Below are 19,584 nucleotides of genomic sequence, written 5' to 3' on the forward strand. Positions count from 1 at the left end.
TGCCTCTGCATGTATCCTTCGCCACAGCAGATACACTGCAATACAAACCGCCGCGGGCGAACGGGCTCAGCCTCTATAGACTGAGCCGCAATTCCCATTGACAGAGGCTTGGCCCATGGAACACGTTGATCACATCCTCATCGTGGACGATGACCGTGAGATTCGAGAGATGGTAGGCAACTACCTGAAGAAGAACGGCCTGCGGACCACCGTGGTTGCCGATGGCCGCCAGATGCGCTCGTTTCTCGAAGCCACGCCGGTAGACCTGATCGTGCTGGACATCATGATGCCCGGCGACGATGGCCTGGTGCTCTGCCGCGACATTCGCGCCGGCAAACACAAGGCCACGCCGGTGCTGATGCTGACCGCCCGCAACGACGAAACCGACCGCATCATCGGTTTGGAAATGGGCGCTGACGATTACCTGGTCAAGCCGTTCGCCGCCCGTGAATTGCTGGCGCGCATCAACGCTGTGCTGCGCCGTACGCGCATGCTGCCGCCCAACCTGATCGTTACCGAAACGGGAAGGTGGCTGGGGTTCGGGCGCTGGCGCCTGGACACCTCCGCCCGCCATCTGCTTGATGAAGACGGCACCATGGTCGCCCTCAGCGGCGCTGAATATCGCCTGCTGCGGGTGTTCCTCGACCATCCGCAACGGGTACTCAATCGCGACCAGTTGCTCAACCTGACCCAGGGCCGTGACGCCGACCTGTTCGACCGTTCCATTGATCTGCTGGTCAGCCGCCTGCGCCAACGCCTGCTTGACGATGCCCGCGAGCCGGCTTACATCAAAACCGTACGCAGCGAGGGGTATGTCTTCTCGCTGCCGGTGCAAGTGCTTGGAGCACCGGCATGAAGCCTTCGCTGCATTGGCCTCGTACCCTCATCTCGCGGCTGTCGCTGATCTTTCTGGTAGGGCTGACCCTGGCGCAGGCCTTGTCTTTCGGCGTGCAGTATTACGAGCGTTACGAAACCGCGAAAAACACCATGCTCGATAACCTGCAAACCGATGTATCGACGTCCATTGCCATCCTTGACCGCTTGCCCGCCGAGGAGCGCATGAGCTGGTTGAAACGGCTGGATCGACGCAATTACCGCTATTTGCTCGACGAAGGCTCGCCAGGCGTCGCTCTGCGTGACACGCCGATTGCAGTGACCTCGATCAAGGAGGCCATCGGCAAGGATTACCCGATGACCGTGACAGACATTCCCGGGCCTATCAAACATTTCCAGGTCCATCTGAAACTGGCCGACGGCAGCCCGGTGACCATCGACGTGCGCCCCTCGATGGTGCCGTTGTCGCCGTGGCTGCCGGTGGTTTTGCTGGGCCAGTTGGCCTTGATGATTCTATGCGCGTGGCTGGCCGTGCGCATTGCCATACGCCCGCTGACTCGCCTGGCCCAGGCCGTGGAAAACCTCGATCCCAATACTCACCCGGTGCATCTGGATGAACAAGGCCCGACCGAAGTCGCACACGCGGCCATCGCCTTCAATGCCATGCAGGCGCGCATTGCGGCCTATCTGAAAGAACGCATGCAACTGTTGGCGGCGATTTCCCACGACCTGCAAACCCCGATCACGCGCATGAAGCTGCGTGCCGAATTGATGGACGACTGCGGCGACAAAGACAAATTGTGGAATGACCTCGGCGAGATGGAACACCTGGTGCGTGAAGGCGTTGCCTATGCCCGCAGCGTGCATGGCGCCACCGAGGAAAGCCGCCGTACCGATCTTGATTCATTCCTCGACAGCCTCGTGTTCGACTACCAGGACATGGGCAAGGACGTGCAGCTGAGCGGCAAAAGCAACGCAGTGATTCACACGCGGCCCCACGCGCTGCGCCGAGTGCTGGTAAACCTCACGGATAACGCGCTCAAATTTGCCGGTGCAGCGCAGCTGCGGGTGGAGCCGAAGGAGGGCGACAGCCTCTCGGTGACCGTAATGGATCGTGGCCCCGGCATCGCCGAAGAGGAGCTGGCCCGGGTGATTGAGCCATTTTACCGCGTGGAAAATTCGCGCAACCGCAGCACCGGCGGCACGGGCCTGGGCCTGGCTATCGCCCAGCAACTGGCACAAGCCCTTGGCGGCTCCCTGACCTTGAGAAATCGCGAAGGCGGTGGACTGTGTGCTGAACTGAGATTACCGACGCGCTTATCGTAGGAGGAGCGAATCACGCAGGAGTGGGTCAGTGCAGCAGCGGTCGCGCCGCTGCGCTGAGCTTTTGCCGGTCCTCTTCGAGTACAAGCGCAGTGTTTGCGTGCTTGAGCAATCGTTCTGCGTGCCGGGTACAGGCTCCCCTGAACATCGCCGGGTTTATCTGTGCCAGGCTTACAAGGGCCTTCATCATGCGCAGGTCGACTTCCACTAGACCCGCGCCATCTCTGGCAATCGGTGCGAAGAAGTCATCGAACAGGTCATCTACTGTCAAGCCGCGCAGGTAAACGTGCTGGCAATCAGCGTCGGCTTTCGCGGTGGGTTCTTTGGGTGTACCCCAGCATGTCAAGCTTCTGACGCCGCGCCCAATCACGTCAATGGCGGTGCCGGGGTCATTGACGGCCGGCGACAAGGCGCGGGAGGCGATCTCTGACAACACTGACAAGCCGAACCGGGGGTCGTGTTCGAACGTTCGACGCACTCCCATAGCCAGGGTTGTGATGATTTTTTCGTTGCTCGACGCCAGTTCCTCACCGCGTGCGTTGCTCAAGCTGACGGTTCTTGCGAGCGGCATGCCGACATGCACGAAGCTTCCCGGCAGGACATCCATAAATATCTGTATCTCATCTGCTTTGGCGATCGCGCCTAACGCCTGAACGTCAATGTGCTGGACGTACCCCGTGTGCTGGCTTGTGATGATCAGCGCCGAACTGGGGATCACTAACTCGCAAGGGTAGGGGGATGCCCCCAAATGCGGCCATTGGACTCGATGGTTAATGGCATCAATGGCTGCCTGCTCGACACGGTCAATGGTTTCTCCCACCCGCCCAAGCTTGGACAAATGATCGATCCAGCGCAGCAGCGTGTAGACAATCAGAATGACCACCGCGATGGTTACCGCAAATAGCAAAACCCTCCCTTGTGTACCGTAGGCGCCGGTACTCAAAGCAATGATCCCAACTAGGCTGAACAGGAATGAGCCAATAAAGGTGGCCAGGGCATTTTGTGTCGTGGTGTCTTCCATCACCAGGGTTGTGGCACGGGGCGTCACGCCGCTGCTCGCCGCACCGTAGGCGCTGACCATGGTGCTTAAAGAAAAGGTCGTCACCGCGAGCATGCTTGAGGCAATGATGCCCAATATCTTATCGACGGCGTCGGCACCGATGCGGGCGGGCAACGACTCGGGAATGTAGTCCTTGAAGACAACGGCGAGTAACGCGGTCGCAATACCCAGCAAGGAAAACAGACTCGCCCTGAACCACAGCCGTTTGGTCAATTGGTGTAGCACCCAGCGCCAGCGTGCGAGCATTTTTTATACCTTCTGCAAATAACACGACGGAACCCACCGCAAGGATTCAGGGAAACGAAGGCGGTGAGTAGATTATCCTTAATGGAGTCTTTGGTCTGGCCGAGGGTTCATCCAGCGTCTTTGGTTGCTGCACACGGAATGACTCGCTTGACCCATTTACTGATCGACATGCCTTGGATCAGGATAGAAAAGACGACCACCAGGTACGTCTGGAAAACCACGATATCTCCCGCGCGTCGGCAAGGCGTACAAGGAATCGTCATGAGCACTATGGACAAGGCCCGTTGAAAGAGTAGGCGTCAAAATCGAACTCGCCGAATCAGTGCCCTATGTGGTCCACCAATCGCGATTTAAGTGGAAAGCCCAAAAGCCCCGTATTTCCTAGGTCAAACCGAACCCTTCGATAAATTAGTGGAACCATTTATTTATGGTTTTTCCGCTGAAGAAACAAAATAAACCGTGATTTTCCACCAATTATTTTCACCCGATTCGTGATTTTCCGCTGATTGATTTAAGCGATTTTTGAACCAATATGTACGTAATTCGCGTGAAGTTTTCAGCCGGACGAGATGGGGTAGAGCGGGTCACTGCCACGCTTTTCCCGGAGCTGGCTTCCACCTCCCAGTGATGACATTATCTCGCCATCTAAAAATATCGTTGGTGGAGAATGGACTTGCTGGATCTTAAGGATGACGAACAGCTCAGGGCTGCATGTATTAGCCTCCAGGAGCAGGTGATGTCCTTGGCGGGCAATCAAAGCTGGATCACCGAATTCCAGAAATGGTTAGTGCGTGTCAGGGAAGTGTCTCATGAAGAGTTCCTAAGCAAGGACTTCCAACTGGCGCTCTGGGACACCGAGGCTGTTTCGGCAACAGGCATGGGGCGCATCAACATTTCTGCGGTCGCCGATAATCCGGCAATCGCAGAGAGCCTCTGGCATCTGAAGCAAAAGTACGCGCAGACAAACGATCCTTCTGAGAATGAGATGCTCATCGCTGACGCCTGGGCTCAAATTGCGTCCGCGGTTGCTGGGCTGACCAAAAGAAACCCTCGGCTCAAGATGTACCGTGTTTTCGCATTGCTTTGTCCTGGCGCTTTCACGTCGATAGCGCATCATCGAAAACTGCGCGAGCTGGCTCATGCCTTGGGGCTTCCACTGAGCGGTCAGAGGCGTCATCTGCACCGCCTCGTATTGAACCGGTTAGATGACGTGCTGGGTGAGGTGGCTGACGTCTATTCCAGGGAGGGCGTCTCACGTTTAACGCTGCCTTGGCTACTGTTTGTCAACTATGTTCAGAACCCAGAAGGCGAAGCCACCGAAATATCCGACCTGGAGACAGGTGACGAAGTACTCAAGCCCTTGCCTCCTGAGAGAAGGAGGCGCGGTCTGCTGGCGATTGGCGGAGGCACAGCCACCATTCAAAGCATGATCGACTTTGCAACAGATGGATGTACACGTGAAGACTTCATCCAACACTTGCAATCGATCAGCCCTCAATCAAAAACGTCGACTTGCAATACTCAGTTGAACGCTCTGATCGCCGAGTGGGGCGTGTTACGTGCCAATGCAAATAACCTGCAATTAACGCCTCGCGGCGAGGCATTTCTGGAGTCGGGTGATCCAGATGAGATCATTGACTGGATGATCACCCGCATCTTGGGGTTTGACTATTTGCTAGCGGCATTGCGTAACTCACCTTTATCTAACCGTGATGCCATCCTTACACTCAGAAAGGCGAACCCTGGATGGACGTCTGACTTTGCCCCATCAGCAATTATTGGTTGGTTCAGACACCTTGATCTGGCCACGATTCACGAGAAAGTGCTCAGTCTCACCGAAAGGGGTAGGCAGTGGGTTAATCGAATTGACTGGGAGCCTAAGGGCCTTGCGGGCATTCCAGGTATCGGCCCGTCCTTGGCTCAAGTACCCCCAGTCCAGCTCGATATCGAAATTGAGAGGCCAAAGCTGGGCGCCGTGATTGCCCGATTTGATCAAGAGTTTCGCTTTCCAGAAGAGCTGATCGGACAACTTGATGCTGGATTGTGGGGGCATCCGAGGCGTCATTTCGCGGTGCTGACAGGCTTGAGCGGTGCGGGAAAGACGCAACTAGCCCGTAACTATGCGCTGAGTCTTTGGCAGGACGATCCCCAGCCAAGTGAAGGGTTGCTGATCGTGCCTGTCCAGCCAGGCTGGCATGACTACACGAGTCTGCTGGGTTACGTTAATCCACTGGAGTCAGACGCGTATGTGCGTACTGGCGTTCTGGATTTTCTCCTGCAGGCAAGCGCCAACCCGACGAAGCCCTACACACTGGTTCTTGATGAAATGAACCTCTCTCATCCGGAACAATATCTGGCGCCTCTGCTTTCAGCGATGGAAACCGGCGAAACGATCGTCTTTCACGGTCAAGTCGACGAGATCGATGGTGTTCCTCCAGGCATTCCGTATCCGAGCAACCTCGTGATCATCGGCACCGTGAACATGGATGAGACCACTCATGGGTTGAGCGACAAGGTGCTTGATCGAGCGTCTGTGATCGAGTTTTGGGACATTGAGGTCAAAGCATTTCCTGGCTGGCAGAAGAGCTCGCTTGAGGATGAACAGATTTCAATCGTCAGAAATCTCATGTCCTCACTCATGGATGTGCTTCGTCCAGCTCGACTGCATTTCGGGTGGCGCACGCTCAACGACGTGATTGGCTATCTGCAGCAAACACAGGCGGGTGGTGTCATCGAGTTCTCACGTGCTCTCGACCATGCCATTTATTCGAAGATACTCCCCAAGTTGCGTGGCGAAGACAGCCCGCGACTTCAGCAGGTGTTCACTTTGCTACATGCCACGCTCAAAGATGCGGGGTTGGGTATGTCGCTGCGCAAGGTCAAAGAAATGGCCGACGACCTGGCTCACTCCGGCTCGACCAGATTCTGGCGGTAGACCATGTCGATCATCTTGCAGGTAGAGCAGGGCGATGCTCGATTTGACGTGCACCCAGGTCAGTTGAACCCGGGTTTCATGGAGAAGAAGGCTTATCGTTTTACCGCGCTTGAAGGGTTTTCCTTCTACATTGATGACATCTTGATCGAGACGGTCGACCAAAACGGCGCCTGTGCGTGGTTATGGTCGCCAGGCTTTTATGCAGGGGACGTCGCGGCAGAGCTTCTGGATGACCAGGGGCGGACTGCCGCCATTTACCGGCTGGACGTTTCAGCAGCTGATAATAAGCTCGGCGGCCAGGCATTCGCTGCCATGGTTGAGGCGATTCTGGATTTCGACCCGGCTCTCGTTCTGGGCACAGAAGAGGCTCAGTTTGGAATTGGCCATGATGGAGCACTAACCAACCCGCATCTGCAGTATGCGAGGCTGAGACGCTATGGGGATCGGCTTCACCGCGCGCTCAAACAGATATCTCTGCGGCCGTTAACAACCTTGAAGAGCGATCGCACGTCGGTGAGTGCGCACACGGTCAAGCGGTTGGATTCCGCATCCGTGCGCAAGGCACTAAGAGGGCCGACCGGGCAGGCACTGTTGCATCCTGCTAGCACTCAGCGTCCGGTCTTGAACACTGTTCGCTTTGAGGTCAGCAGATCTTACGAGGAAGAGGACAATCCCGCGAATCAGACCGTTGGGCTTATTCTCTTTGATGTACTTAGACGTTGCCGGCAGGTGGTGAGGGGGCTTCAGCACGCAGCTGCCACTGAAGTGGTCAGTGATACCCGATCAGCGTTAACGCCAAGGCTCGTACGCCGAATCGCATTCACCGAGTCGCTTGCTCGCAAGCTAGAACGTCTTCAACGCGCAAGACCTTTCTGCATCGTGACTGCCAGACGTCTATCGGCTGCGGGATTGAATGCGATCTCTGCTCACCCCGCATATGCACGAGCTTATCGGTTTGGTTGGTACGCGTTGCGTTCAGGGTGGTTGGGGAAGGATCCTGATGAGACTCTGTGGATCAGCCCAACATGGGAGATCTATGAGCGCTGGTGCTTTGTGACGGTTGTCTCACAGCTGCAACGTCAGTTTCCTGAACTCGTATGGAGTCGTGAATATCGATCATTGGGGTTAAAAGAAATCGTATGGCGGGGGAAAGCGGCTGATGTGACCGTTGAGGTATGTTACCAAGTCCGATGCCCAGCGATTGATCAACCTGCGCATCGCGGTTTCCAAAGCTTATCGCGAGAGCGATATCCGGACATCGTCGTGACGTTGGACTCGCCTTCGGCGAAGCGCTTCGTGGTTTTCGACGCGAAGTATCGCAGCGCCCGCGCCAGCGTCCTGGATGCAATGGAGTCAGCGCACATATATCACGATAGTCTCCGGTGGAAGGGCATCAAGCCTGACGTTTCGTTGCTGCTGATCCCTCGGGCAGACAACGTAACGCTGCTTGCCAGCCCGACCTATCATGCGGACTATGGAGTTGGAGCTTGGCAAATCGGAGCTGAATCAGAAGGGGAGGCGCTGGGGGTCGAGATCAAACGTATTCTGACTGCGGTACCAATCGCGGCCGCTCCTGTGTGTTCGATTGTTACTGGAGCGAAGACGTAAGCGATCGCGCGCGCCCAGCCTGAGTGCAAATTCCTAGGCCTGCCTTTATTGTTGTTGTTTGATTTCATGATGCCCATCGAGCAAGCGTCGGTGCAACGCGCTGCAGGGCGTCTGCTCTGCATTCCTCATTCAGCGAGCGCCAGTCTGACTCTCCAGCGGGAAGACACACGCGGGTGTTGTGGCTAAAATCAGCACGCTCGTAATGGCCATAGGCAATCATTGTTTTGATGATCCGCCACTTTAGGAATGCTTACAGGGGGATACATGGAGTCAGTAGTTCCGAGAGACCGGTCGATATCCGATCTCTTATCGCGTGCCGCATCAGCGGATCTGGAAGTCTTGGCCGACCTGATCACCGACAATGGCAAGGGCAGGATAGCCCTCGACAGCGACGTGAAGGCAACCATCATGACCCGGAAGGTGCAGGGCCGCTTGCAATCTATTTCGGGCCTGCTTGAAAAGGAAATTTGTGCGTTCGGAAGCAACACCATTGTTTCCGCAATCAAATCGGAGAGCATCGACTACCTCGAAGTCGCGACGGATGTCGCCAAAAAGCTGGACGGAAAACCCTCCGCGCAAGATGACATCTTCGCCATTGAGGAAATCATCATCCGCCAGGCCATGGACAAATACATGGGAAACGAAGCGCTCAAGGACTATCTGAGCGGCGGCAATCTCGCTGGCTACATCAATGAAATGGTGAAAACGCTGATGTTGTCTGCCGGTAGCCTGGGCGGTATGGCTGCTACTGGTGGCGGGGCTGGCTTTGCCAGCGCATTAGGAGGCCGGATGCTCTCAATGGTGGCAGCGCCACTCGCTATCGGAGCCGCAGGACTCGCGATTTACCAGGCATCGTCGCCGGCGTTCCGGATCACCATTCCTGCCGTGCTTCAAATCGCCAAGCTGCGGCGCGCACGTTACGACCAGGACTTCGAAGCCTACACGGAGAAACTGAAAGCATGTTTGTAAACGTTGACGCGCTTGTACGATCCTTGCCTGATATCCCAGATGTCCTGGCCAAACTGCATAGCGGAGATTACACGCTATGGGGTGGCGTAGTCCGACACTCAAAGGGAACCGAGAAGGCTGGCCAGATCGTCGGGCACCTCCTTTTTCCGGGCGACTCAGGGCATGTCCAAGAGAGCCTACAGAACCTGCAATCCACACTATCAAGTGGCCTGGGGTCGCTCCAAACCGGCATGGATCAAGTGCAGCAGAGCTTGAATGTGCTTCAGGGTCTGCAGTCGGCCAACCTCGTAATGAGCGGACTCAACCTCGCAGTGACAACTGCAGGCTTTGCCATCGTTTGCAAAAAACTCGACAAAATCAGCCAGAAAATAGACGAGCAATCAAAAACGATCGCACATACATGGCAGTTGGTGAGTGAGGGGCACGAACGCAATCTACTCGCTGATGAGGCTCGCTTTCGAGGCCTGCTAGTCACCGCAATGCAGTTCTGCGAAGAAGGTGATGTTCCGCAGCTCAAGCCATTGATTGGATCATTCAATGAGCAGTATCAGTTCACCAGGCTTCTCCTGGAACGACATTCGCGGAATGCCACAAGCAACGTCGTACTCTTCGATCAGATTTCATTACTGCAAAACCGATTGGTAAACCTTGGCTTGATGATGTCCCACGTTCAGTTGAAGGCTGGTTCTCACAAGTACGCCCGACAACACCTGACGGAGCTTGCAACCGACATCGCCAGCCTTAACGATGCTCGGGTAAAGGCTTTGTCCAACGATCGCAGTGTCGCGTCAACGATCACTCATGAGCAATTCGCGGGTCTGACTCGTTTTCTGCAGGACGGAACACGGATGACGCCTTCTCTGACCTACCAAGCTGATCTCATCGAGCTTGAAGTGAAGCATCCTGGGATACTTCAGCATACGACCGAGGCGCGGGAAATCTTGCTGATAGCCGCGTGAGCGATTCGGTTGCCGTCAACGAAACGCGGCACTTGAAGCTGACATTAATGCCGGGGAGGGCGCAGGCCTTTGGCCGTAGGCACTGTGGCATAGCGATACTTACTGCCTTGGATACCCCCCGGCCTTTTTGGCCGCCTCCCTCAACTCAAGGAATGTGATCGAGGCTCCAGCCTTAAGATGACCGCAGTCGCGCCAGTAGGCCTTCGCAGCCAACGGACTTTGCTGCAGTTGCCTCAGAATGCTGGCCGTGAACCTGCTGAATAGATCGATCATGGTATGGCCCGCGTAACCAGCACTACCATCCATCAAAGGCAGCAGCAGGCTTTGCGGGGAAAGGTCCGAATCGTTTCGAGCACTGAACACATGATCTTGTAGTGCCTTGGGGTGAATTCCGGCCGTTGGCACTGCTTGGCCAGGAAGTCAATGCCGAATCATGGCGCAAAGCTCCTCAGCCGCCGATTGAGCGACTGTTGAAGGACAGCCTTAGCTTGGCCGTGGAACGCCAGCGCAAGGGTGTAGATTGTAGATGCCGAACAGGAGAAGACTAAACTAGGGCAGTCGTCGGCTCAGTTCAGCAAAGCTTCAGTTTCAACCGTAGTTCGAGAGCGTCGGCTGAACTAGACGATGAGATTTCGGATGGGATCTCTAGCTGCTGAATTATGGTTTTCAAACCGGGCTATCAGGGATGGCAGGGCTGGTGAAGCTGACGAGGTACTGGAGAGATGGAACGTAACGGTACGACGCCACCCATGATTTAACAAGTGGGCGATGTCAAATGTTCATGAATCGCTCATCGGGAGAACGCCCCTGGCTTAATGCTCCAGAAATGAATGCGGCTGTTCATCGATTGATGTTCATAGACCTAGTTTTCTGCCCCCTCCTTAGCCTCGTCGCCCCGACCTCTGAACTGCCGCGAAATACATCCAGCGTTTGCCGACCTTGATGTACGTAACATCGCCACACCACACCTGGTTGATCGCCGTGACATCAAACTTGCGCTTGAGCAGATTATGACTACCTCGTTGATATGCTCGGCCACCCAGAGGTGCTCCCTGCGGGCTAACGAGCTCTAGCGGCTCTTCGAGCTAATCGTATGAATGCCCGTTTCAAACATCCGCTATGCCTTCTGGATGCCTCAAAGGCGGCGGGCGGCTTTGGTAGCTTTGGCGTGACCTGAAGATCGTGTAGCGACTGCAGGTCAGTATCAAGACAATCGATCTCTATCGCGTTCGGGTGATGACGCGCATGAAAGCTGAAAGCTGGCCGGCTCTGGTAGGGGATGGCCATTGCTGCTGCCAGGTTGCTCACCGAGCCCGGGCAGCACATTCGAAGTGCCTTAAAAATGCCAGAGAGCATAAAGTTAGAGGCTAGGTGCGCCTAGTCGACGTGGCCATGACGCCGACTCACTCGCACGGTGGCATCGCTTCTGCAATCCTGCCGGAGCTCAATCTTCCTCATGGATCTGGAGTAGGTATGTAAGCGAACGGGCATTACAGGTTGCGTAACGGCAGCCAGTTATGCGGCAACAACTCGGCGATCTCACTGGCGCGCTGCGTCGGCAGCCGCATCAGCACATCCTTGAGATAAGCATACGGATCATGCCCGTTAAGCTTGGCCGATTGGATCAAACTCATCAGCGCAGCCGCGCGTTGTCCGCTGCGTAACGACCCTGCAAAGAGCCAGTTCTTGCGTCCGAGCGCCCATGGCCGGATTTGCTGCTCGATGTGGTTGTTATCAATAGGCACCGCGCCGTCATCCAGATAACGTGACAACGCCGTCCAGCGTTTCAGGCTGTAATCCAGGGCCTTGGCGATGGCCACACCCTCGTGTACCAGCTCGCGCTGGGCGATCATCCAAGTGTGCAGCATGTTCATCACGGGGACGGCTTTTTCTTGTCGTATTCGTCGCCGTACATCGGGCTCCAAATCGCGGATTTCACTTTCGATTTCGTACAGCAACTGGATATAGCGCAGAGCTTGCTCGGCGAGCGTGCTTTTGTTCGTGGCGTGCAGGTCGAAGAACTTACGCCGCGCATGGGCCATGCAGCCGATTTCAGTGACACCGAGTGCAAAACTGGCTTTGTAACCACCAAAATCATCGCAGACCAGCTTGCCCTTCCAGTCTTGCAGGAAGTTGCGTGCATGTTCGCCCGAGCGGCTGGGGCTGAAGTCGTACACCACTGCGCGGATATCGGCAGACGCGGTGGTTGCATAGGCCCAGACGTAGGCCCGATGGGTTTTCTTCGAGCCAGGCATGAGCACCTGTACCGGCGTTTCATCGGCGTGCACCACGTTGTGTCCAAGCACCACTTCGCGCAGAGCATCAACCAGTGGTTGCAGTTGCACACCGCAAGTGCCGACCCACTGCGCCAAGGTCGAGCGCGGGATGGCGAGGCCGGCCCGGCCAAAGATCTTTTCCTGACGGTACAGTGGCAAATGATCACCGTATTTGGCGATCATCACTTGAGCCAGCAAACCTGCTGTGGGGATGCCTTTATCGATGACCTGCGCAGGAACAGGTGCCTGGATCAGGGTCTCGCAGTCCTCACAGACCCACTTGCCACGGATGTGTTGTTCAACCGTGAACACGCCGGGCGTGTAGTCGAGTTTCTCGCTGACATCCTCGCCGATACGCTTGAGGGCGCAGCCGCATTGGCAGTGAGTGTTGTCCGGTTCGTGATGGATGGGCGTGCGTGGAAACTCGGGCGGCAAGGCGGTGCGTTTAGGTTTTTGCCGAGCCACGGTCGGGGCTGGAGCGGGTTGCAACGTCTCAAGCTCGGCTTCGATGGCCGCGATATCGGCATCGATCACGTCATCGAGCAGGCTGGTTTGATACGGATTTAGCTGCTCGCTGCGCTTGGCAAACTTGAAACGCTTGAGCTGTGCGATCTCGTGGGTCAGCTTGTCGTTGACCGTTTTGTAGTGATGGATCTGCTTGTCCATGGACTCGACTTTTTGATCGAGAGTCTCGACACGCTGCATCAGCTGCGCGGCGATAGCGCGCAGTTGTTCAGGGTTTAATTGGTCGAAATCAGGAAGCAAAGTCATGCCGCCGATTTTGTCAGAACAGGCCAACACTGACGATAGGCTCATCGGACAATTGCACGGCGACGCTGGCCATGGCAGTGATTACATCAGGGTAATCGCACTGTTTTGCCCAACTCTTTGCCAAGGTAAACCCAGCACCAGGGCATGCAGTTGTTCGGCACCCAATTCCATCTGCGAGCCGTGCCGAGATCCCGGCCAGAAAAATTTGCCTTGATGCAGTCGGCGCGCCGCCAGCCAGATGCCCAACCCATCGTGCACCAGCACTTTCATGCGATTGGCGCGGCGGTTGGCAAACAGATAAGCACAGTGCGGCTGCGCCGCACCGAACACGGCCACCACCCGCGCCAGCGCTGTGTCAGTGCCGGCGCGCATGTCCATGGGCTCAGTGGCGAGCCAGATGGCGTCGATACGAATCATCGCAACAGGTCTCGAAGAAAGGTTGCACAGGCAGCAGCACTTTCAGTTGGCCAGTTCACTTTAACGGTGCCGCGCGGATGCTGGATCTCAACGCTGATAGTCGATGATGCCGATTGCGACTCAGTGCTGGCGAGTGGCATGGGCAGTGAAACAAAAGCGGGATGCAGCGCCATGCTTTTCTGCGTTTGCAGCCGAATCCACTTGTGGACGAGGTTCGCGTTGAGGCTGTGGCTCAGCGCAACGTTGGCAATCGAGGCCCCAGGTTGGGCGCACTCTTGAATGACTTGGGCCTTGAACGACCTGGAATAGGAACGGCGTTGTGGCTGCATGAAAGACCCTCTTAAAAGGCTAGAAGTGGTGTCCACTTAAATAGGTGGACACCATCGCCTTTGGCGGTGGGGTCAGAAAGGTGTGTTTGCTGGCCGGTTACGTAGGTATGCGAAGGGATCAGATCACAGATGAGCTGACTCAGCTCGCTTTCGAGTTCTTTTATGGCTTTTCTCGGTTCGAGTTTTGTTTGAAAGAAAACGGTTTTCTGGGAAATGACAAGCCTGGTAACGCCGCTGAGCCAGGATGGAATGCATTTGTAGAGCGGTATTCAGGAACCTATACGCTGTCCCCTGAGGCCGGAGATCTGCTCGCGGCTCCTCCCAGCAAACAGGTTGTTGGAGAGAGTCGGGCTTTAGAGTGGCGCGGTCTCAGATTCGGTGAGGGAGAATCGGATTTGGCAAAAGTGGTTCGCGTAGTTAAGACCGTTCGCAACAATCTTTTTCACGGCGGAAAGCATGGTGACGCGGGATGGGACAATCCAGAGCGCACGCGGGCGCTTATCACGAACAGTCAGGCCGTACTGGGCACTCTAGTCGAGCTTGGAGATTTTCAAGAGGACTATGAGCGCCGGTACTGAGATTTGGACACCTTCAGGGTAAGTGTCCGGCGAACTCGCCTTCCGAACTCCAGCATTAAGGGCGATGGTGTCCGCGTATTTTTAAGCGGACGCGATCACCCTTACCGCCAGGATTTTCATGCGCCAACGAAGCTCTTACCCCAATCCGTTCAAGGCCCAGGTCGTTCAGGACTGCCTGCAACCTGGCGCAACCGTGTCCAGTGTCGCCATCAGACACGGCATCAATGCCAACGTCATCCGCAAATGGCTGCCGCTCTATCGAGACCAATCCGCAGCAACCTCACTACCGGCATTTGTCCCGCTGAAGGCTGCATCTAAACGGCCCGCCGAAACGTTAGTGACAATTGAATTGCCCATGGTCGGGCAAGTGATCATGGTGAAATGGCCAGCCTCAGATCCTGAGGGCTGCGCGCAATTTATCCGGGCTGTCGCTCAATGATCCGCATTGATGCCATCTGGCTGGCCACCGAGCCGATGGACATGCGCGCCGGTACCGAAACCGCCTTGGCGCGAGTGATCGCGGTGTTCGGTGCGGCGAAGCCGCACTGCGCTTATCTGTTCGCTAATCGCCGGGCTAATCGGATGAAAGTGCTGGTAAACGATGGTGTCGGCGTCTGGCTTGCCGCGCGTCGACTGAACCAAGGCAAGTTCCACTGGCCCGGCATTCGCCATGGCTGCGAGGTCGATCTCGATAACGACCTACGTAGCGGTAAGCGGGCGGATGCAATCATGAGCCTGATCCAGTCGGCGCGTATGAATGGACATGATCCGTATGCCTATCTCAAGGATGTGCTGACGCGGCTACCGACGCAACGGGCCAGTGAGATAGGGCAACTGCTGCCGCATCAGTGGATGCCGGCCTGACTTACGCAAGGTGAGTTGGGCGGACGCTTACCCTTCAGGCGCGTGAGGACAAACTCCGCTCCATCGTTTTGTAATGTCCAATCTAGCAAGGGGGGTACGGATGTGCTCTTTGTGGCTCGGGATAGGCAGATCTGAGCTATTCGGGGGATCACTACAGCTATGTTAATGTGCCATCATCCGGCTTGTGAGGGTAGGACGTAGGAGGGGAGCCTTTCCTTCTCAAGCTCTGCAGTCAGCACTCGAAGTGGAAGGAAGTGTTCTGTTAAGCCGAGAGTCTGGGGTATTGGTTACTGATTAATGTGATGTGGGATGGATTCTGAAAATGCCGATAAATCAAAAAACAGTCGCTTCCAGTGAGTGCGAATTCTCTGAGTGGGAAATTGATCCTTTAAAAGAAGACAATCTCGTAGAAATCGTTGCCTATTTGTATCTGAGGCAAGAAGAGAATGCTCAACGAGTAATTAGTCAGGTTGCAACGCAAAGGGTTGAGCCCTTTGGTAATGTTGTTGCAAATGTGATAAGGAAACTTGGGGTTCTCAGTCCGACAGACCCTTCAAATACTGCAGATCAGATAAAAAACTCGATAATTCACCGAGATGGACTCTTGTTTCAGCATATATCCTGGGTTGTTACAAGGATTTCAATTCCAAGTGGTGTAATGACTTCGCCGCATGTGCGACAAGCTGACAAGGGGTTTGACGGCTTTGTACTTGAGCTTGATGAAAAAAAAGAAAAAGTCGATAGCATTATCATATCCGAAGATAAGGCCTCGGCTAAACCCAGGAACCTGATCACGTCTAAAGTTTGGCCAGAGTTAAAGCAGATAATTGATGGTGAGCGTGATGACGAAATTTTGGCTGAGCTGGTTGCTTTGCTCAAGGGGGTCGAGGGTGTAAATAAAGAGGGCGCGATAGGGCGAGTAGTGTGGGAGGAGGCGAGACGGTTTAGAGTTTGTATAGCTACTGGGGAAAATATTAGAGATACTGTTTCTGGCAGCTTTGAGAAGCTTATGAATGGTTTTTCAGGCACAGTTAGCGGAGCGATGAGTTCACGCACGGGTGGGGTTCTGGCATTTAAAAATGTTCGCGATGGTTTAGATAAGTTTGCTCTCGCAGTCATCGAAAAAGTGAAGGAGATTTATCGTGTTTGACTCCAGTTCTCGTGCGCTCCTGAAAAGTGCTCCAGACCTTCCCGAATTCGACCCGGATACCATCGATACTCTACTGACAGAGGCTCATGTAGAAATTGCGACAGCACGCCTGGCTATTCAGCGGGGTGCTGATTCGGACAGATCGACTCTGACCAAGGTTAGGCGACTGGCTTCAACATTTGAAGCATATGTTGTACTTGATATACAACCTGAGAAAAAGAGAGCTGCCGCATTCGTCGCCGGTGTTGCTCACCAAGTAATCTCGATGGCACGAAATGCGGAGAATAGTAAGCGCACGCTTCTTAGTGCTGAAGCTATTGACTCTACAATCTCAACGACGCTGCTGTTTCTCATTGCGGATCGTTCAGCAGATGCCGCTGAAGCTGCCAGTCGTCTCACGGTAGTTAATGCTACTTCGTCAATGCGAAGCGCGTTAATATTATCTATTAAAGATCTGGCTATGGGGCGGCTTGACTCTCTTCTGGCGAGAGAATATCCCGTAGATGCGATGTACTCAGAGGTAAATGTTGGGCGCGATAGTCGTGAGTTTGCTGCAGATCTGCTTTTTCATGAATGTGCCACAGCTATCAAAGGTCTTGCAGCTGAGGCGCATGGCGCTGATTACGAATTTGACGTAAGGGATGCTCTAGACAAAGTATTGGATTTATCAAGGGCGACTACTGAAAATTTACCTGGCCTATCAGGTATGGTTAATTATCAATATGCTGGCCCGCATCATTTGGCTAGCCTTTTACTTGCTATGATCGAAGGCGTCAGATCATCGATGCTTGCCCGCCTGGCGACTCCGGAAGGGGCCAATGTTGGAGAATGGGATAAATGGACAATCAGCCAGTCTAAATTGCGACCGTTTTTATGGGTAAACCATCAAAAGGCAATCCAGAGCGGCTATTTGAACCGTGGAAATTCCATGGTGATGACATCGCCGACTGGCTCAGGTAAGACCACGCTTTCCATGCTGAAAATTGCAGCGGTTCGTTGTTCTGGGAGGTCAGTTGTTTATCTGGCACCGACGCATGCATTAGTAGATCAAGTCGAGAACGACTTCGCGCACCATTTAGCGGATATTGAGGCAGTGAGCGTTGAAGACAAGGCACTCGAAGAGCTTGGTGATGCGCTTCCCCCATTCGCAGTTATGACGCCTGAGCGATTGCTAGCTCTCTTAGGTTTCGCTCCGGAACTATTTGGAAACGTCGGGCTTATCGTGTTTGATGAGTTTCACCTCATCGGTATGGATATAGATCCCAAGAGTGTTAAGGTGGGTTCGAGGTCAGTTGACGCTATGCTGTCACTCCTCGGGTTTACTCGCCTATGTCCAACTGCTGATCTATTACTCATGTCTGCAATGGTCAAAAATGCCAATGAGATTGCTAGTTGGCTTAGCCATGTTTTAGGCCGAGGAGTGCATGTCTTTGACGATCCATGGAAGCCAACCCGTCAGTTAAGAACATGCGTCGTATATGACGAGAAAGCACTTGATGCAGCCGTCGAGGTCGCTGCTCAAGGGGAAACAAAAAAAGAGCGCAGTCGAGTGTCCTCCGAACCTCTTGGCCTTTTTTCATTAGTCGCAGGCTGGCACCCGACGCAAACAGAAACATTTGCGATTAGAAGGCTTAGTGATGCCAATCCATTTTTAAATATTAATGATAAGGGTTATCTGACGGCTAATCGCAATGAGTTGGCTGCCACGCTTGCCGCAGATTTTGCACATCTAGGCAAGAGGGTAGTGGTTTTTTGTAGCGACGTGAGGGTGTGTAGTTCGGTTGCTGATAGCGTCAACAAGCTATTGCCCCCGCCTTCTATAGTTCTTGATGAGAATCAAAGGTTAATCCGTGAAACAATCATTGAAGATGTTGGTGATGTTTCTGCTATTTTCGAGGTAGACTCCAGGCGTGCAGGTGTCCACCATAGCGACCTTCTTCCATTGGAAAGACGGTTGGTTGAGGCAGCTTTTCGTAGTAAAAGAGGAAAGCAAGAGTTAGGGCTTGATGTTCTGGCTGCTACCTCCACTATCGCCCAAGGATTGAATCTACCTTGTGATGTCGTAATTTTGGCAGGAACAGATCGTAGCGCCGCTGACGACCCAACTGGAAATCCTCGAACTGACTTGCGCCCGCATGAGATTTTGAACGCTCTCGGTAGAGCTGGCCGAGCCGCATACGCTGCTACTGGGCTTTCTGTGGTCATCCCCGCAAAGCCCATTATTATTGAGCTAGACGAAGCTATCACTTCAAACAATGAAGATCTGTATACGACATTTGCTCAGCAAGATGCATGCGAAATAATATACGATCCTATTGACTACCTGCTTGACCGAATTGAGGTTTCTTCTGCGAATGATCTGAGAGTGCAGGCTTTGATTCGAAGGCTGAATGCAGTCACTCCCGAGGGTAGCAGTGGTCTCGATGGAATTGTCAGGCGCTCACTCGGGTATTTCCAGCGGAGCTCTCGAGACGCCAGCAGTGCGGAAACTTGGCTCGAAGGCCGACGAGTTGTTTTGAAAGCTGCAGAACAGGAGTTAGATGATCCGGAAGCTGACGACTGGCAGAAGGAACTAGCCATTCGCAATGGAGTTAACCCGCGTATTATTTCCAGCTTTGCTGATGCCCTAATAAAGTTGCCGGCTGAACTACGGTCAACCTCGGATTGGGTTGGGTGGGCGCTTGACATAATTTCGAAAAATCCTACAGATCTGAATGGTTTCTTGCGCGAAAGTGCTCTTGAGTCTGTGTTTGCCAGGGCTCATAGACCCGGTAATGATGCGGCAATAAAAGTCCTCTCTGCGCTGAAAAAGCTAGTGGAGATGTGGTGTTCAGGACTCAATGTAGTGAACATTGAGACGTGGCTTCTCGCGTTCATTCGAGAAAATGAGGGTGAAGTATCTAGGCAGGCAACTAAGTCGAAAACTGCGCATCACGCAAGGCGATTCATTGTCAGGTTAACACCTGATATTGGCTTTCTCTGTGGGGTAATTGGTCAGGTTGCTGCCCATGTGTTCGCGGAGATTGAAAACTCTCCACTAGACTTCATCGAGTTGCTACCGCAGATGATACGCGCTGGTGATTACAATCGGCACCAATTTGTGTTGCGTCAAAATATGGCTGGTAGCTCGAGAGTAGCTATTCATGAAGCATATCTTCGCCTCCAGGCAAGCTTTGACCTGAATCCGAACTCAAGCATAGATGCGGTGCGATCTGAGGTGAGAGATGCCTTATTTTTAGACTTGCTAAGGGGTTTTGACAGTTGA

14 protein-coding genes and 2 pseudogenes are annotated in these 19,584 nt (G+C 54.2%); 12 read left to right on the forward strand and 4 right to left on the reverse strand.

The window, feature by feature from the left end:
- Positions 1 to 115 precede the first annotated feature (115 nt).
- Both ACWHXD_RS14150 and ACWHXD_RS14155 read left to right on the forward strand, forming a co-directional pair.
- A complete protein-coding gene (locus ACWHXD_RS14150) occupies positions 116 to 856 on the forward strand; it encodes a response regulator (protein ID WP_138762987.1) in 741 nt (246 codons plus the stop codon).
- A complete protein-coding gene (locus ACWHXD_RS14155; protein WP_138762986.1) occupies positions 853 to 2,160 on the forward strand; it encodes an ATP-binding protein in 1,308 nt (435 codons plus the stop codon). Before ACWHXD_RS14150 ends, ACWHXD_RS14155 begins: the two co-directional genes overlap by 4 nt.
- Before the next feature lie 25 nt (positions 2,161 to 2,185).
- Here ACWHXD_RS14155 and ACWHXD_RS14160 read toward each other — a convergent pair whose 3' ends face one another.
- Complete coding sequence (locus ACWHXD_RS14160; RefSeq protein WP_138762985.1) at positions 2,186 to 3,463, reverse strand: DUF2254 domain-containing protein; 1,278 nt, start codon at positions 3,461 to 3,463, stop codon at positions 2,186 to 2,188.
- 673 nt (positions 3,464 to 4,136) lie between these two features.
- Between ACWHXD_RS14160 and ACWHXD_RS14165 the strand changes: the two genes are divergently transcribed.
- The 4 genes from ACWHXD_RS14165 to ACWHXD_RS14180 all read left to right on the forward strand — a co-directional run bounded on the left by ACWHXD_RS14165 (position 4,137) and on the right by ACWHXD_RS14180 (position 9,934).
- The gene (locus ACWHXD_RS14165) at positions 4,137 to 6,398 is read left to right on the forward strand and encodes an McrB family protein (protein WP_192901660.1); all 2,262 of its coding nucleotides are present in this window, start codon (positions 4,137 to 4,139) and stop codon (positions 6,396 to 6,398) included.
- Between the two features lie 3 nt (positions 6,399 to 6,401).
- Positions 6,402 to 8,006, forward strand: coding sequence for a nuclease domain-containing protein (locus tag ACWHXD_RS14170; RefSeq protein ID WP_138762983.1), 1,605 nt, complete (start codon positions 6,402 to 6,404; stop codon positions 8,004 to 8,006).
- Between the two features lie 339 nt (positions 8,007 to 8,345).
- Complete coding sequence (locus tag ACWHXD_RS14175; RefSeq protein WP_138762982.1) at positions 8,346 to 8,975, forward strand: YaaW family protein; 630 nt, start codon at positions 8,346 to 8,348, stop codon at positions 8,973 to 8,975.
- Positions 8,966 to 9,934: a hypothetical protein gene (locus tag ACWHXD_RS14180; RefSeq protein WP_138762981.1), complete on the forward strand. Its 969-nt coding sequence runs from the start codon at positions 8,966 to 8,968 to the stop codon at positions 9,932 to 9,934. Before ACWHXD_RS14175 ends, ACWHXD_RS14180 begins: the two co-directional genes overlap by 10 nt.
- A 1,490-nt stretch (positions 9,935 to 11,424) precedes the next feature.
- On the opposite strand, the gene tnpC is transcribed toward ACWHXD_RS14180, so the two are convergent.
- The 3 genes from tnpC to tnpA (ACWHXD_RS14195) all read right to left on the reverse strand — a co-directional run bounded on the left by tnpC (position 11,425) and on the right by tnpA (ACWHXD_RS14195) (position 13,727).
- Complete coding sequence (gene tnpC / locus ACWHXD_RS14185; protein ID WP_019818069.1) at positions 11,425 to 12,981, reverse strand: IS66 family transposase; 1,557 nt, start codon at positions 12,979 to 12,981, stop codon at positions 11,425 to 11,427.
- Between the two features lie 81 nt (positions 12,982 to 13,062).
- Positions 13,063 to 13,398 carry an IS66 family insertion sequence element accessory protein TnpB gene (gene tnpB / locus ACWHXD_RS14190; RefSeq protein WP_019719038.1) on the reverse strand — a complete coding sequence of 112 codons (336 nt, stop codon included), beginning with the start codon at positions 13,396 to 13,398 and terminating at the stop codon, positions 13,063 to 13,065.
- The gene (gene tnpA, locus ACWHXD_RS14195) at positions 13,395 to 13,727 is read right to left on the reverse strand and encodes an IS66-like element accessory protein TnpA (protein WP_019818068.1); all 333 of its coding nucleotides are present in this window, start codon (positions 13,725 to 13,727) and stop codon (positions 13,395 to 13,397) included. The genes tnpB (ACWHXD_RS14190) and tnpA (ACWHXD_RS14195) overlap by 4 nt, the downstream gene beginning before the upstream one ends.
- Before the next feature lie 44 nt (positions 13,728 to 13,771).
- Between tnpA (ACWHXD_RS14195) and ACWHXD_RS14200 the strand changes: the two genes are divergently transcribed.
- From ACWHXD_RS14200 to ACWHXD_RS14225, 6 genes and pseudogenes are all read left to right on the forward strand, one after another.
- Entirely contained in the window at positions 13,772 to 14,305 is a 534-nt protein-coding gene (locus ACWHXD_RS14200) for a hypothetical protein (RefSeq protein ID WP_499084145.1), read from the forward strand.
- Between the two features lie 118 nt (positions 14,306 to 14,423).
- Positions 14,424 to 14,744 (forward strand): IS66-like element accessory protein TnpA, encoded by a 321-nt coding sequence (tnpA, locus tag ACWHXD_RS14205; RefSeq protein ID WP_138762980.1) that lies wholly within the window; start codon positions 14,424 to 14,426, stop codon positions 14,742 to 14,744.
- Positions 14,741 to 14,986, forward strand: a pseudogene (gene tnpB, locus ACWHXD_RS14210) (IS66 family insertion sequence element accessory protein TnpB); the annotation flags it as partial. The gene tnpA (ACWHXD_RS14205) and the pseudogene tnpB (ACWHXD_RS14210), both read left to right, overlap by 4 nt.
- A gap of 18 nt (positions 14,987 to 15,004) precedes the next feature.
- A pseudogene (locus tag ACWHXD_RS14215) lies at positions 15,005 to 15,169 on the forward strand (transposase domain-containing protein); the annotation flags it as partial.
- Between the two features lie 322 nt (positions 15,170 to 15,491).
- Positions 15,492 to 16,319 (forward strand): hypothetical protein, encoded by an 828-nt coding sequence (locus ACWHXD_RS14220; protein ID WP_138762978.1) that lies wholly within the window; start codon positions 15,492 to 15,494, stop codon positions 16,317 to 16,319.
- Positions 16,312 to 19,584, forward strand: a complete 3,273-nt coding sequence (locus ACWHXD_RS14225) for a DEAD/DEAH box helicase (RefSeq protein WP_499084146.1) — start codon at positions 16,312 to 16,314, stop codon at positions 19,582 to 19,584. Before ACWHXD_RS14220 ends, ACWHXD_RS14225 begins: the two co-directional genes overlap by 8 nt.

The sequence above is a fragment of the Pseudomonas fjordensis genome (genome assembly GCF_976987115.1).

Bases quoted from the DNA above. Each gene is read 5' to 3' on its own strand.
- ACWHXD_RS14180 (WP_138762981.1), top strand. From the start codon at position 8,966: ATGTTTGTAAACGTTGACGCGCTTGTACGATCCTTGCCTGATATCCCA.
- tnpC (WP_019818069.1), bottom strand. From the start codon at position 12,981: ATGACTTTGCTTCCTGATTTCGACCAATTAAACCCTGAACAACTGCGC.
- tnpA (WP_019818068.1), bottom strand. From the start codon at position 13,727: ATGCAGCCACAACGCCGTTCCTATTCCAGGTCGTTCAAGGCCCAAGTC.
- ACWHXD_RS14150 (WP_138762987.1), top strand. From the start codon at position 116: ATGGAACACGTTGATCACATCCTCATCGTGGACGATGACCGTGAGATT.
- ACWHXD_RS14160 (WP_138762985.1), bottom strand. From the start codon at position 3,463: ATGCTCGCACGCTGGCGCTGGGTGCTACACCAATTGACCAAACGGCTG.
- tnpA (WP_138762980.1), top strand. From the start codon at position 14,424: ATGCGCCAACGAAGCTCTTACCCCAATCCGTTCAAGGCCCAGGTCGTT.
- tnpB (WP_019719038.1), bottom strand. From the start codon at position 13,398: ATGATTCGTATCGACGCCATCTGGCTCGCCACTGAGCCCATGGACATG.
- ACWHXD_RS14155 (WP_138762986.1), top strand. From the start codon at position 853: ATGAAGCCTTCGCTGCATTGGCCTCGTACCCTCATCTCGCGGCTGTCG.
- ACWHXD_RS14220 (WP_138762978.1), top strand. From the start codon at position 15,492: ATGCCGATAAATCAAAAAACAGTCGCTTCCAGTGAGTGCGAATTCTCT.
- ACWHXD_RS14170 (WP_138762983.1), top strand. From the start codon at position 6,402: ATGTCGATCATCTTGCAGGTAGAGCAGGGCGATGCTCGATTTGACGTG.